10 protein-coding genes, 15 tRNA genes and 1 rRNA gene are annotated in these 13,754 nt (G+C 45.4%); 2 read left to right on the top strand and 24 right to left on the bottom strand.

The window, feature by feature from the left end:
- Positions 1–72 precede the first annotated feature (72 nt).
- Positions 73–885 (top strand): sulfurtransferase, encoded by an 813-nt coding sequence (locus tag KNP94_RS00130; protein ID WP_239456828.1) that lies wholly within the window; start codon positions 73–75, stop codon positions 883–885.
- A gap of 38 nt (positions 886–923) precedes the next feature.
- Here the strand turns inward: KNP94_RS00130 and KNP94_RS00125 are convergent, their stop codons facing one another.
- From KNP94_RS00125 to KNP94_RS00110, 4 genes are read right to left on the bottom strand one after another with little or no spacing between them, the layout of a single operon-like run.
- A complete protein-coding gene (locus KNP94_RS00125; protein WP_214767943.1) occupies positions 924–3,347 on the bottom strand; it encodes a glycogen/starch/alpha-glucan phosphorylase in 2,424 nt (807 codons plus the stop codon).
- 28 nt (positions 3,348–3,375) lie between these two features.
- Positions 3,376–4,827 (bottom strand): glycogen synthase GlgA, encoded by a 1,452-nt coding sequence (glgA, locus tag KNP94_RS00120; RefSeq protein WP_214767946.1) that lies wholly within the window; start codon positions 4,825–4,827, stop codon positions 3,376–3,378.
- Between the two features lie 13 nt (positions 4,828–4,840).
- On the bottom strand, positions 4,841–5,941 hold the full coding sequence (gene glgD, locus KNP94_RS00115) for a glucose-1-phosphate adenylyltransferase subunit GlgD (RefSeq protein ID WP_029332793.1): 1,101 nt from the start codon (positions 5,939–5,941) through the stop codon (positions 4,841–4,843).
- 13 nt (positions 5,942–5,954) lie between these two features.
- Positions 5,955–7,115 (bottom strand): glucose-1-phosphate adenylyltransferase, encoded by a 1,161-nt coding sequence (locus tag KNP94_RS00110; RefSeq protein WP_088836440.1) that lies wholly within the window; start codon positions 7,113–7,115, stop codon positions 5,955–5,957.
- Positions 7,116–7,322: 207 nt separating this feature from the next.
- Here KNP94_RS00110 and KNP94_RS00105 point away from each other — a divergent pair, with 207 nt between their 5' ends.
- Positions 7,323–9,104: a transglycosylase domain-containing protein gene (locus tag KNP94_RS00105; RefSeq protein WP_214802647.1), complete on the top strand. Its 1,782-nt coding sequence runs from the start codon at positions 7,323–7,325 to the stop codon at positions 9,102–9,104.
- Between the two features lie 3 nt (positions 9,105–9,107).
- Here KNP94_RS00105 and KNP94_RS00100 read toward each other — a convergent pair whose 3' ends face one another.
- The 20 genes from KNP94_RS00100 to rrf all read right to left on the bottom strand — a co-directional run bounded on the left by KNP94_RS00100 (position 9,108) and on the right by rrf (position 13,580).
- Positions 9,108–9,674, bottom strand: a complete 567-nt coding sequence (locus KNP94_RS00100) for a DUF5366 family protein (protein ID WP_029332790.1) — start codon at positions 9,672–9,674, stop codon at positions 9,108–9,110.
- A gap of 246 nt (positions 9,675–9,920) precedes the next feature.
- Positions 9,921–10,394 (bottom strand): tRNA (uridine(34)/cytosine(34)/5-carboxymethylaminomethyluridine(34)-2'-O)-methyltransferase TrmL, encoded by a 474-nt coding sequence (gene trmL, locus KNP94_RS00095; RefSeq protein WP_029332789.1) that lies wholly within the window; start codon positions 10,392–10,394, stop codon positions 9,921–9,923.
- A complete protein-coding gene (locus KNP94_RS16075) occupies positions 10,394–10,879 on the bottom strand; it encodes a methylated-DNA--[protein]-cysteine S-methyltransferase (protein WP_088836437.1) in 486 nt (161 codons plus the stop codon). Before KNP94_RS16075 ends, trmL begins: the two co-directional genes overlap by 1 nt.
- Entirely contained in the window at positions 10,869–12,014 is a 1,146-nt protein-coding gene (gene queG, locus KNP94_RS00085; RefSeq protein ID WP_214767949.1) for a tRNA epoxyqueuosine(34) reductase QueG, read from the bottom strand. The genes KNP94_RS16075 and queG overlap by 11 nt, the downstream gene beginning before the upstream one ends.
- Positions 12,015–12,096: 82 nt before the next feature.
- Positions 12,097–12,167 (bottom strand) — tRNA-Gly (locus KNP94_RS00080).
- Positions 12,168–12,198: 31 nt separating this feature from the next.
- Positions 12,199–12,269, bottom strand: a tRNA-Gly gene (locus KNP94_RS00075).
- A gap of 4 nt (positions 12,270–12,273) precedes the next feature.
- A tRNA-Leu gene (locus KNP94_RS00070) sits at positions 12,274–12,354 on the bottom strand.
- 35 nt (positions 12,355–12,389) lie between these two features.
- A tRNA-Cys gene (locus KNP94_RS00065) sits at positions 12,390–12,463 on the bottom strand.
- 6 nt (positions 12,464–12,469) lie between these two features.
- Positions 12,470–12,544, bottom strand: a tRNA-Gly gene (locus tag KNP94_RS00060).
- Between the two features lie 8 nt (positions 12,545–12,552).
- Positions 12,553–12,624, bottom strand: a tRNA-Gln gene (locus KNP94_RS00055).
- Between the two features lie 10 nt (positions 12,625–12,634).
- Positions 12,635–12,707: transfer RNA gene (locus KNP94_RS00050), tRNA-His, on the bottom strand.
- A gap of 9 nt (positions 12,708–12,716) precedes the next feature.
- Positions 12,717–12,787, bottom strand: a tRNA-Trp gene (locus tag KNP94_RS00045).
- Positions 12,788–12,791: 4 nt separating this feature from the next.
- Positions 12,792–12,875: transfer RNA gene (locus KNP94_RS00040), tRNA-Tyr, on the bottom strand.
- A 36-nt stretch (positions 12,876–12,911) separates the two neighbouring features.
- Positions 12,912–12,984, bottom strand: a tRNA-Phe gene (locus tag KNP94_RS00035).
- Positions 12,985–12,991: 7 nt separating this feature from the next.
- Positions 12,992–13,067, bottom strand: a tRNA-Asp gene (locus KNP94_RS00030).
- A gap of 7 nt (positions 13,068–13,074) precedes the next feature.
- Positions 13,075–13,148, bottom strand: a tRNA-Met gene (locus KNP94_RS00025).
- A gap of 10 nt (positions 13,149–13,158) precedes the next feature.
- Positions 13,159–13,233: transfer RNA gene (locus KNP94_RS00020), tRNA-Glu, on the bottom strand.
- Between the two features lie 33 nt (positions 13,234–13,266).
- Positions 13,267–13,357: transfer RNA gene (locus KNP94_RS00015), tRNA-Ser, on the bottom strand.
- 26 nt (positions 13,358–13,383) lie between these two features.
- A tRNA-Asn gene (locus KNP94_RS00010) sits at positions 13,384–13,458 on the bottom strand.
- 6 nt (positions 13,459–13,464) lie between these two features.
- A 5S ribosomal RNA gene (gene rrf / locus KNP94_RS00005) occupies positions 13,465–13,580 on the bottom strand.
- Between the last annotated feature and the right edge of the window lie 174 nt (positions 13,581–13,754).

The following is a 13,754-nucleotide window of genomic DNA, read 5'->3' as shown; positions in this document are numbered from 1 at the left end:
TTTATCGAAGTCACACTTGCGATGAAGCGTCACCTTTCATATGATTAATCTAGAAAGGTCGAGGTGATTCAAATGTTTCCAACCATTCAAATGGCGGACTTACAACAACTCGTCCACTCGGATCAAATCCGTTGGTTCGATTGCCGCTACGATTTACGTGATCCGAATTATGGTCGTCTAGCTTTTGAGGACCAACATGTGCCTGGTGCACTGTATCTAGATTTAGCAAATGATTTATCAGGACCCGTATCCTCTACGGGCGGGCGTCATCCTTTACCGTCGAAAGAAAAATGGATTCAAACGCTAGAAGCGCACGGCATTAAAAATGATGACTTCGTCGTCTTATATGATGATGGTTTTCCTTATGCAGCACGCGCATGGTGGCTTTTCAAATGGGCCGGTCATGAACGCGTCGTCGTACTCGAAGGCGGCCTCTCCTCTTACCTTGCGTTTGACTATCCGATGACACAAGATTTGGAATCCTTCGCGCCTTCTACATACGACGCTGAGTTCCAAGATGACATGCTCGTCGATTTTGAGACAGTCAAAGGACGTTCGACGGATACGCTACTCGTCGACTCTCGTTCCCCTGACAGATTCAAGGGTCAGAACGAAACGATTGATGCTGTAGCTGGTCACATTCCCGGTGCTGTCAATTGTTTCTTCGAAGAAGCGATTTCACCCGACGGAAGACTGAAAGATGCAGAAGATTTAAAGGAGCTTTATGCTCCGTTACTTGAAGAAGCATCTCCGATCCTCTATTGTGGTAGCGGTGTGACAGCTTGCGTCAACATACTCGCATTACACTCGCTCGGTAAAAATGATGTTCGGCTATACGCTGGTTCTTATAGCGACTGGATTAGTCAAACGAACGATATTTCATAATTTTTAAAAGCCTGATTAGATCAGGCTTTTTCTTATGATCAAACTTGAACCGGCTTGATGTTCCAAATCGCGTTCGCATATTCTTTAATCGTCCGGTCACTCGAGAAGACACCTGATTTTCCAATGTTCATAATAACCATCTGGTACCACTTCTCAGGGTTTTGATACGTCCGGTCGATTCGTTCTTGTGCCTGCTGATACGACTGGAAGTCTTTTAAAATCAAGTACTCATCGTTATACGTGATGAGCGAGTCATAAATCGCTTGAAACTCCCCAACCGGGAATAATGAACCATCAACTAAGCTATCGACGATTCTCCGTAACTCCGGTTGTGAACTGTATTGGTCGTATGCATTATAGCCACCGTACTTTTTATAGTTCATGACCTCTTGCGGTGTAAGTCCGAAAATAAAGATATTTGCATCCTCGACCTCGTCCCGAATCTCAATGTTCGCTCCGTCAAGTGTCCCGATTGTCAAGGCCCCGTTCATCATGAACTTCATGTTTCCTGTACCAGACGCTTCATAACTCGCCGTCGAGATCTGCTCACTGACATCACTCGCCGGGAAGATTTTTTCAGCAAGCGAAACACGATAGTTTTCTAAGAACACGACTTTCATGTAAGGGCTGACTTCCGCATCAGAATTAATCAATTTTGCGAGTGCATTGATGTAACGAATGACTTCTTTCGCATAATGATACCCCGGAGCTGCTTTTGCTCCGAAAATAAAGGTCCGTGGTGTCATCTTGAAGGATTTATCTTCTTTTAGACGGTAATACAACGAATGGATATGCAAAGCATTAAGTAACTGGCGTTTATAGGCATGGAGACGCTTGACTTGCACATCAAAAATCGAATATGGATCGACAGTAATGCCTGTCTCCGCTTCAATCAATCGAGCAAGTTCCTGTTTATTTTCAAGCTTAATTTGTTTGATATCCTGTTGGAGTTGACGATCTTCCGACCATTTCGTCAACTTTTGCAAGTCTGACGGATGATTGATCCAGCTATCTCCAATCGCTTCCGTCACACGGTTCGCGAGTTGCGGGTTCGATAACAAGAACCAGCGACGATGCGTAATCCCGTTCGTTTTATTGTTGAAACGAAGTGGGAACATCTCGTAAAACAGACGCATCTCCCGTTGTTTCAGGATTTCAGTATGAATCTGTGCGACGCCGTTCGTCGAATGTGTCCCGACAACTGCTAAGTTCGCCATGTTGATCCGTCCATCGGCGATGATGGCGATTTCTTGCATGTGTGAAGCAAGGTGTGGATAGTTATCAAGAACGTCCTGACAGAAGCGACGATTAATTTCCTCGATGATTTGATAAATCCGCGGTAATAAATTTCTAAATAAGTCGACCGGCCAGCGCTCGAGCGCTTCGGCGAGCAATGTATGGTTCGTAAACGACATGACACTCTTCGTGATGCGCCACGCTTCTTCCCACTCATAGCCTTCCTCATCAATTAGAATCCGCATCAGTTCTGGAATCGCGACGACTGGGTGTGTGTCGTTGATATGAATCGCGATTTGATTTCCGAGCTGTTTAAACGATGCATTTCGTTTTTTGTGAGACAAGAGAATACTCCGTAAGCCGGCGGCAACAAAGAAATATTGTTGCTTCAAACGTAGGACTTTCCCTTCGTACGTCGTATCGTCCGGATAAAGAAACTCTGAAATCGTTTGAATCGATTGTTTATGTGCAAGTAAATCTTTATAGTTCCCGCTGTGCTGGTGCAACAGTTCATCATCATCATATGGAGATTCTGCGCTCCAAAGACGCAAGTTATTGACGACACCATTTTGATAGCCGACGATTGGCATATCATACGGGACGGCCCGGACAATTTCAGCTGGTTCATGATGGACACGGTACCCGCCGTCTACTTCCTCGAGCCAGACGTGTCCACCGAACGGAATATCGACTGCCTTATCGGGACGACGTATCTCCCACATGTTTCCGTTTTTGAGCCAGTTATCCGGGAGTTCGACTTGATAGCCGTCGATGATTTTTTGTTTAAATAAACCATACTGGTATCGAATTCCGTTCCCGTGTCCAGGTAGACCGAGAGCTGCCAACGAGTCTAAGAAACATGCTGCTAATCGTCCGAGCCCTCCGTTACCAAGTCCTGGTTCCGGCTCTTCTTCCGTCAAGTCTGCTAGGTCGTAGCCAAGTTCCTCTAATCCCTCGCGAACTTCCTCGAGTACGTCTAAGCTCAGCAAGTTGTTGTACAGAAAACGTCCGAGCAAAAATTCGAGCGAGAAATAGTAGACTTGCTTACTCTTTTTATGGATATAGGTTTCCTTCGTGTGCATCCAATCTGATGTGACATATTCCCGGACCATGTAGGCGAGTGTTTGATACACATCATTCTCTGTTGCTTCACTCAGTGCTTTTCCGTGCATCGACACAAACCGCTCATTAAACCTCTTCTTGAACTTCTCTTTATCTTTAAACATGCCAAAACCTCATTTCTCTTAATCCCAATCAGTCAACAGATGGTGCGATGAGATGATAGAGTGCTAAATATTCATCGGCTGAGCGAATCCAGCTAAAATCTTCTTCCATTGCTGTCTCAATCAGATGCTTAAAGACTGGTTTATCTTGATAGACATCAATCGTTCGCTTGATCGCGTCAAGGAAGTCATGTGCATTATAATTCGAGAACGAGAAGCCATTTCCCTCTAATGTAAATTGATTGAATGGTGTCACCGTGTCTCGCAAACCACCTGTTTCACGGACGACAGGTAAAGAACCATACTTCATCGAAATCAATTGACTGAGTCCACACGGTTCAAAGCGTGACGGCATCAAGAACGCGTCGCTCCCTGCATAAATACGTTGAGCGAGTCCGACGTCAAAGCCGATGTATGAAGCCACTTTATCCGGACGAATTGTTGTCGCATGGTGGAACAAGCCCTCGTATTCCGCCTCACCTGACCCGAGAATGATAAACTGCGCGTCGAGTTCGAATAAATCAGGTAAAATGTGCGCAAGTAAATCAATTCCTTTTTGGTCGACAAGACGCGACACGAATCCGAAAAGTGGAACATCCGGATTGACCGGTAAACCCAATTCTTTTTGCAATGCTTCTTTATTTACTGCTTTTCCTTCTTCAGCCGTCTCAACATCATAATTCTCGACAAGATGCTCGTCTGTTTCCGGATTGAATTGACGGTAGTCAATTCCGTTTAAAATCCCACGAACATCGACTGCCCGGTGTTGCAAGATGGATTCTAGACTCTCACCATAGTACGGGTCCATGATTTCATCCCGATACGATGGGCTGACCGTCGTAATTTGATTGGCGTGAACAAGTCCCGCTTTCATATAGTTGACGAGACCGTTATGCGCAAGTCCATCCATCGTAAAGTGTTCATGACTGAGGCCAAGTAAATCGCCAAGAACTTCTTCCGGGAAAATACCTTGGTACTGCAAATTATGAATCGTAAAGACCGTTTTGATGTCTTGATAACGCTCAAGGTGTTGGTAATGAATTCGTAAGAAAGCTGGAATGACACCGGTCTGCCAATCATGACAATGAATGACATCTGGTACTTCCGCACGATCAAGGTGTTGAATCATCTCGAGCACCGCCCGGGAAAAGTATGCGAAACGCTCCGCATCGTCGTAATGACCATAAATAATCCCATCTCGATTAAAGTAATATTCATTATCGATGAAATAAAATGTGACACCATCCTGTTTCAGACGTAGGACGGCACCAAACTGTTGCCGCCAGCCGACGGGTACGATGAAATCGAATAAAAATTCCATTTCCGACTTGAACTGTTCTTTAATTTGACCATAGTTCGGTAAGACAACGGATACTTCCGCACCCTCTTCAGCAAGCGCTAAAGGGAGCGAGCCGACGACGTCAGCTAGCCCCCCCGTCTTGATGAAGGGTGTCGCTTCTGTGGCAGCAAACCATACCTTCATGATGACATCCCCTTTAAACGATTGTTTGTTTTTTGATGACGATCGGTTCTTCCGCCGTTCCACGAATCACTTGTCCACGTTTGACAGTGACTTCTTTATCGAGAATCGCGTATTCGACGACTGCACCTTCTTCGATGACCGATTTTTGCATGATGATTGAATTTTTAACACGAGCATGTTTCCCGACTTTCACACCCCGGAATAAGATGCTGTCTTTCGCTGTTCCTTCTAATTTACATCCATTCGCGACGAGCGAGTTCTTGATCGTCGAGCCTGGGAGATAACGTGTCGGTGGTTCATGCTTAATCTTCGTGTAGACATGTTGGAAATCATTGATTGCTCCCCACTGCTCGAGCAATAGCATGCTCTCACGGTAATACGAGCGTAGTGAGTGGATGACTTGTGATGTGCCCTGATACTCGTACCCATGAACATGCAGACGGTTCAACTGCGAGCGAATGATGCTTTGAAGCAAATCATATTCGCCACGACCGACTGCTTCGTCAACGAGACGGACGAACAGGTTTTTCGATAGGACGACTGTTTCCATATAGAATGTTTCGTCAGACGGTTCAAAACCGCGCGAACCAATCGCTGTCACTCGATTTTGATCACCAAAACGAATCGGACGGCAATATTTACATGGCAAGTCACGCTTCGTATAGACGACTGTGATGTCAGCATTCGATTCTTTATGTTCACGCAAGACATCGCGATAATCTACTGCCGATAACACATTCGAACCCGAAATCACGAGGTAGTTTTCTTTACTACGCAAGAAGAAGTCGCGGTGTAAATGGAAGTTTGATAAATCGCCCCGGAATTCATGGGCATCTTGTGATAATGCCGGTGGGAAGATATAGAGTCCCCCGTTCGAACGGTCAAGATCCCACTCTTTTCCCGACCCAAGGTGGTCCATCATCGCTCGGTACTTTTCAAGCGTAAAGACACCAATGTTGGCGATTTCATTTTGTACCATGTTCGTCAACGTGAAATCAATCAACCGATACCGTCCGGCGAACGGAACCGCGGCTAAATTTCGATGCTCCGTCAGTTCTTTAAAGAATCCTTCTTCTCCACTTAAATTAATGACACCCAATAGATCTGCTTTCATCGGTAGTTCCCCCTTATTGAATCGCTTCTTTTACGACTTCATTTTTCTTGATGACACTATTTGCCTCGATGACGAACACTTCGCCGCCCGGTGTACCGATTGTTGCGCCGTCTTCGACGACGACGCCGTCCGCTAAAATCGCACGATGAATCGTGACATCTTTTCCGATTTTGACATTCGGGAAAATGACCGAATCTTTCACGAGTGCACCTTCCGCGACATCAACGCCGTAGAAGAGAACGGAATGGTTGATTTCACCTTCAATGTGACAGCCTTCATTGATGATTGACGTTTCAATCGTCGCATTGTTTCCGATGTACTGTGGTTGTTGATTCGGGTTAACGGAATGTACTTTCCACGATGGTTCATACAAGTCGAACTCTGGTTCCGCTTCAAGTAAATCCATATTCGCTTCCCATAACGACTGGATTGTCCCAACATCTTTCCAATATCCTTTAAATTTGTACGCGCGAATATTTAAGTTTTCAAACAACATATTCGGAATAATGTTTTTCCCGAAATCAAAGCTTGACTCGGCATCCCCGGCGTCTTGAATGAGGTGACGTTTTAAAATATCCCAGTTGAAGACGTATATGCCCATTGAGGCTAAGTTCGATTTTGGATTTTCAGGTTTTTCTTCAAACTCATTGATCCGTAAATCATCATCTGTGTTTAAGATTCCAAAACGTGGTGCTTCTTCCCACGGCACTTCACGGACTGAAATCGTTACATCTGCCCCACCTTGACGATGCTCTTCAATCATCTTCTCATAATCCATCTTATAGATATGGTCTCCAGATAGGACAAGGACATAGTTTGGATCGTATTGATTGATGTAACTCATGTTCCGATAAATCGCGTTGGCCGTTCCTTCATACCAGTTCTTTCCGTTTTGGGCTTGATATGGAGGCAAGATCGTTAATCCCCCGTTTCGACGGTCTAAGTCCCAGGCACTCCCGATTCCGAGATAACGGTTCAATTCTAGTGGTTCATATTGCGTTAAGACACCGACTGTATCGATTCCCGAGTTCGTACAGTTCGATAATGGGAAATCAATGATTCGATATTTCCCTCCGAACGCAACTGCTGGTTTTGCAGTGTGTTTCGTAAGTGCTCCTAGACGTTTTCCTTCTCCACCAGCAAGTAGCATTGCCACAACATTCTTTTTAGCCATTTCGTCCCCTCCAGTTTATGCTCTTTCTTTACAGTCAGACCATGATGTAGTTTTTATACAGATACTCTTATATACCCACCTTTTCTCTTTTTAATATAACATTCCTGCAAAATAGGTTTATTAAAATACGAAATTCAGAAAAAAATCTATTCCTTTGCTTAAAAGAGACCGATAATAAGAAGGAAATGTCTTTTGAGAGGAGTTTTCATGAGAATTACGACTGGCTACCTTTTATTAATTGGACTTACTATCGGTTTACTTTTGACGTTGTTTTCCGTTCGCGACCAACTCGAGACGTCCCGCAAACTTTTCCATTGGGCAGATGTACAGACGACCCGTCAACCATTGACGTCGTACAAACCGATCACTGTCACATACGGCAAAGAGAAGGTAAAGTTGTACGATGGACTTCGCCGTGATGATTTAACAGCAAATGCGTTACCTAAAAAGGTCGAACAAACCTTCATCGCTATCGAAGATCAACGTTTCTATCAGCATGGTGGTTATGATATTACAGGAATTCTTCGCGCATTCACTGAAAATCAATCGACTGACCAAAAAGGGCAAGGTGGCAGTACGATTACACAACAATTGGCTCGAATGACGTATCTTTCAAATGAAAAAACATATACTAGAAAAATAAAAGAACTTTTAATCGCCATTTCGTTGGAGCAAAAATACTCCAAAAAAGAACTCTTAACGGCATATGTCAATCAAGCCTATTTCGCAAATAATATTTATGGAATCGAACTGGCATCATCGGCGTACCTCGGAAAAAAGGCGAACGATTTGACGTGGGCAGAAGTGAGTTATCTAGCGGCGATTCCAAACAACCCCACACTATACGATCCGTTACGTTCACCTCAAAATACAGAAAAACGTCAACAGCGGATTTTAAAAATTTTAGCAAATACAGACACGATACCAAAATCGATTAAAACAAAAGAAATTGCATTGTCCTTCAATAAGCCGGTCATCCCATTCCCTGACTATATTGATGCAAGTGTCAAGGAAGCAATCCGTCAAACGGCCGCCATCAAAAAATTAGATTATGAGGCCGCACAACAATATCTGCATCAACATGGCGCGACGATTGCGACTTATTTGGATTCAACGGAGCAAACACGGGCCAAACAATCCATCGTGGCACTACCTAAGGAAATCGAAGGTGCTTATGTTGGAATTGATGGACGAACGCATGGTGTGACAGCACTTGTCGGCCATAAAACTGACTTACCTGGTCAATTCAATCGGGCAACACAATCCTTTCGTCAACCGGGATCCACATTAAAGCCCTTACTCGTCTACGGACCATACCTCGAGAAAACAAAAGCCACGTTAAGTAGTCCTCTTGACGGTCGTCCTGTTTGCTTTGACGGCTATTGTCCTGAAAATAGCGGGAACCGGATTCTTGGTGAAGTCACGCTTGCCGATGCCATTGCCTATTCCTATAACACGCCAGCCCTTCGTGCGTTTTCTGTCTCCTTCGCTGAAGGATTAAAAGCGATTCGTCCGTTTAAATTCAGCCAATGGTCGAAGCAAGACAATGCCTACACGAGTGCGTTAGGTGGATTAAAATATGGTGTTAGTCCTTACGAGTTAACGAATGCCTACACAACGCTTGCTAATGACGGCTTGTATAGTCCAGCATCCATGGTTCGAACCATCACCTTATCAAAAGGCGAAGGGACGCTGTATCGGCATACTGTTCAAAATAATCGCATTTGGTCGAGTCGGACAAACCAGGTGTTACGTAAAGGATTGACGAATGTCATGACATACGGAACAGGGCGTCTTGGTTATGATACACGCCCCACTTATATCGGTGGAAAAACAGGGACGACGAATGATAATAAAGATATGTGGTTCGTCGGAATCAAAGATCAACACATAGGAGGGATTTGGTTAGGCGCAGACATCCCACGACCTTTCCCTGCCGAGGCCAACTCAACGCTTCAAGTAAGGACGTGGGCTAACATTCTACGCTGACGATCATTTCGGGAATAAAATCGCTTCGCCTAACGAATTGAACAAAGTCAATCCGACCCAGGCTAAGCCAGCCAGTAAGATGCCCCATGCAAGAAACAAAAAGACAATCAAGCCAATCGCTCCGGCCGCAGTCGTCATCTTGCTGATTTGAAAGGTATAAAAGAAAAAATAAATTAGGAATGAACTTGCTAATACGAGGCAGACGAGTGGGAACGATGTCATGAAAGCAAAGCTGATGCATCCACCTACGAGCAATAAAATGCTACCAGGTCGAAGCATACTGAGTGTCGTCCCAATCTGTTCCTTGATGAAGAAGGCAAACCCTAACTGATTGATTGTGTCTGAAATCAGTTTGAGCGTACTAAAAATCATAAAATAGACAATCAAAAAACCAAGCCAAACTAATAATTTAGTGTCACGTGCGCTCAAAATTTGTAACAATTCATTGTATACACCGACATCCTTTAGCCATGAGAGTGCTAACTCCGATGTCGCAATCGCAAGCGACGTACTGAACAACAGGATGCTAATCAACGGCGCATAACTTAACAGATAGACATTCGTCCGCATTTCCAATCTCCATTCATAGAAAATTCATATGTAGCACACAATTTCTCTTACAGGTATACTATAATAGATTATATCGGTTATTGAGACTGAAGGGGGAAGCAAAAATGGCATTTATTTTAATGATTGGTGTAAGTCTCGCTTTCTTGACAGCGATTTTCACTGCAGGCTACAACAAAAAACCTGAAGGTAACGAATAATAAAAAGGCGCTGATGCATCGAATAGGATGCGTCAGCGCTTTTTTGTGTTTAAAGTAGTCCAGCGTACCCTTGCTGCCGTAATGCTTCATACACGATAATTGCAGCCGTATTTGAGACATTTAGCGAACGAACTAAATTTGACTGCGGTAATCGAATACAACGATCTGCATTTTGGTCGATCACTTCAAGCGGTAAGCCTTTTGTTTCTCGACCGAATACAAAGAAGTAGTCTTCCTCGACATTTGACAAATCAATTTGACTTGGATACTGTTCCCCATACTTCGTGATGTAATAAAACTTCCCTTCCGGGTGCTTCTCCCATAATTCTTCGAGTGAATCATGATATCTTACATCAACAAACTCCCAATAATCGAGTCCGGCTCGTTTCAACTGCTTATCATCCGTTGAAAAACCTAATGGACGGATTAAATGAAGAACGGAATGTGTCGCAGCACACGTTCTTGAGATATTTCCTGTATTTTGAGGAATCTCTGGTTGATACATTACAACATGAATTGCCATTATCTTCTCTCTCCTATCTCATGCGCAAGTAGCGCTTGTTTATGATCGATTCCACTCGCAAACCCCGTCAACTTTCCGGATGCCCCGATGATTCGATGACAAGGATAAATCAGCGCGATCGGGTTTCGATTTAATGCCCCACCGACGGCTCGCGCTGCTTTTTCGGAACCCATCATTTTAGCTAATGTTCCATAACTCGCTGTTTCTCCGAATGGAATCCTTCGAAGATTCGTAAGAACACGCCGCTGAAAATCCGTCACGTCGAGGCGGCAACTAATGCGTTCTAGCGCATTTGGTAGACGATTTTCATAATCATCGAGAGCTTGTTTTAGATGCAGTGGAAGTGGCGCTTCGTACCGCTGTCCTTCTCGAACATATCGTTTAGCGCGCTCAGTATCAAGACCAAAATCTAAATAAACAACGACGTCGTCCTCCCAGGCAATCAGTAACTCTCCGAACGTGAACTTCACTTGTTTATACGGCATCGGGTTCCCTCCACTCCGACAAAAGACGCTCACCTTCCGTTTGGACATCCTGTGCGGAATCATTCATTAGTCGTTCTTCTACGTAACTTTTTTCATCGCCCCCCGCAATACGGCCAATCGCCCAGAGCGCGAGAGCCCGCATATCATCACGTGGATCTGTTTCTGCCATCAAGCGCAGAGCATCAAGCGCTGTCTTGTCTTGATAATGGACGAGTGCACAAATCGCATTTCGTTGAATCGGCTTCTTTCCACGCCATGCTCCTGAAAGCGAACCGAATTTCGCTTTGAATTCACGATTGCTGAGCGACAAGATTGGAATTAAGAGTGGTTTGACTTGTTCCGGGTCCGGCTGCAATTCAGCATGTTGCGTCGCATGTTTTTTTCGATTGTAAGGACAAACTTGCTGACATGTATCACAGCCGTATAAGCGATTACCTAATGCGTAACGGAAATCTTCCGGAATCAGCGTCTTCGTTTGGGTAATAAAGGAGATACAACGTTTCGCATCAATTACCCCCGGCTCGACTAATGCATCCGTCGGACAGGCATCGATGCACTTATTACACGTTCCGCAGAGTTCTTCAACCGCTTGATCAGGAGGTAAGTAAAGATCTGTAATCAATTCACCGAGATAAAGATAAGATCCATGTTCTTCGCTAATGATCGAACAATTCTTTCCGCTAAAACCAATTCCTGCCCGTTCTGCGACGGCGCGATCGACGAGTTCACCAGTATCCACCATCGAACGTGTCTTTGCTCCAGGCGATAACTCTTCGATTTTTTTCTCTAGTAGCTGGAGTCGTTGATTCAGCGCCTGATGATAATCAAGCCCCCAAGAAGAGCGACCAAAAATCCCACGCCGTTCCCCGGCTTTCCCACGTGGTGCATCCGTTAACTTACTCGGGTAAGCAACTGCAATCGCGATGATTGATACCGCGTCATCTAGCAACAGTTTCGGAGTTGTCCGTTTTTCGAGATCAGGTTCTTCAAAACCAGATGCATAATTTTTATCCTGCTGATCAATCAATCGTTGTTTCATCGTTAAAAATGGATCGGCCGTCGTCACCCGAAACACATCGATCCCAATCTCTAAAGCATATGCTTGAAGTGTTTCTTTAAGTTGTTCTCCGCGCATGACAGATCCCTCCTTTCATCGTTCTATCCTAAACAAAAAGAGCAATGTGTCAGATGAAAACGACACGTTGCTCTTTTAAATAAGCGGGTGAAGGGAATCGAACCCTCATCATCAGCTTGGAAGGCTGAGGTTTTACCACTAAACTACACCCGCATGGGTTAAAACTAAGATTGTGAAAAGGTAAAGCGGGTGAAGGGAATCGAACCCTCATCATCAGCTTGGAAGGCTGAGGTTTTACCACTAAACTACACCCGCAAGATACCGGTGGTCGGAATCGAACCGACACTCCAAAGGAACACGATTTTGAGTCGTGCGCGTCTACCAGTTCCGCCACACCGGCACAATCTCTTGCAAAACTATTGAATTGAAAAGAATTGGAGGCGCCAGTCAGAATCGAACTGACGATAGAGGAGTTGCAGTCCTCTGCCTTACCACTTGGCTATGGCGCCACTCATTGGAGCGGAAGACGGGATTCGAACCCGCGACCCCGACCTTGGCAAGGTCGTATTCTACCACTGAACTACTTCCGCTTAAAAAGCTGGGCTGGAAGGGATCGAACCTTCGCGTGCTGGAATCAAAATCCAGTGCCTTACCACTTGGCTACAGCCCAATAATAAGAGGGCGACTGATGGGAATTGAACCCACGAATGCCGGAATCACAATCCGGTGCGTTAACCACTTCGCCACAATCGCCATAATAAACAGGGGCAGCAGGAATCGAACCCGCGCTGACGGTTTTGGAGACCGTAGTTCTACCGCTAAACTATGCCCCTATGGTGGTGGGGGGGGGCGGATTCGAACCGCCGAACCCGAGGGAGCGGATTTACAGTCCGCCGCGTTTAGCCACTTCGCTACCCCCCCACAAATGGGAAATCAACTTCATTCTTCTATAAAAGGTGGCTTTGGACGGAATCGAACCGCCGACACGAGGATTTTCAGTCCTCTGCTCTACCGACTGAGCTACAAAGCCTTAACAATGGCGGTCCTGACGGGATTCGAACCCGCGATCTCCTGCGTGACAGGCAGGCATGTTAACCGCTACACCACAGGACCGTATGTATTGCGGGGGCCGGATTTGAACCGACGACCTTTGGGTTATGAGCCCAACGAGCTACCAGACTGCTCCACCCCGCGATGATAAAAATGGTGACCCGTACGGGAATCGAACCCGTGTTACCGCCGTGAAAGGGCGGTGTCTTAACCGCTTGACCAACGGGCCATCGTAGTAAAATTGAAACGTTACATATAATTATGGCGGAGAGCAAGGGATTCGAACCCTTGAGACGCTTATGACGCCTACACGATTTCCAATCGTGCTCCTTCGGCCACTCGGACAGCTCTCCAGTGAACGTGGTGAAGAAGTTATTAATGGCTCCGCAAGTAGGATTTGAACCTACGACCTACCGGTTAACAGCCGGTTGCTCTACCACTGAGCTATTGCGGAACGATCGCCTGGCAGCGTCCTATCCTCACAGGGGGAAGCCCCCAACTACTTTCGGCGTTCAAGTGCTTAACTTCCGTGTTCGGCATGGGAACGGGTGTGACCACTTGGCTATCGCCACCAGACATCTATTATCTTAACATTATGTTTCCATAACGTCAAGCACTTTTTTTGAAAGGCTCGCGCCCTCAAAACTGAAGTCATCAACAAAATCATCTGCTAGAACAAGGCCTCGACCGATTAGTATCACTCAGCTCCGCATGTCACCATGCTTCCACCCGTGACCTATCTACCTCATC

Source organism: Exiguobacterium sp. s80, assembly GCF_018618725.1.
Taxonomy (GTDB): Bacteria; Bacillota; Bacilli; order Exiguobacteriales; family Exiguobacteriaceae; genus Exiguobacterium_A; species Exiguobacterium_A oxidotolerans.
This window is presented reverse-complemented; position numbering and strand designations above follow the sequence as displayed.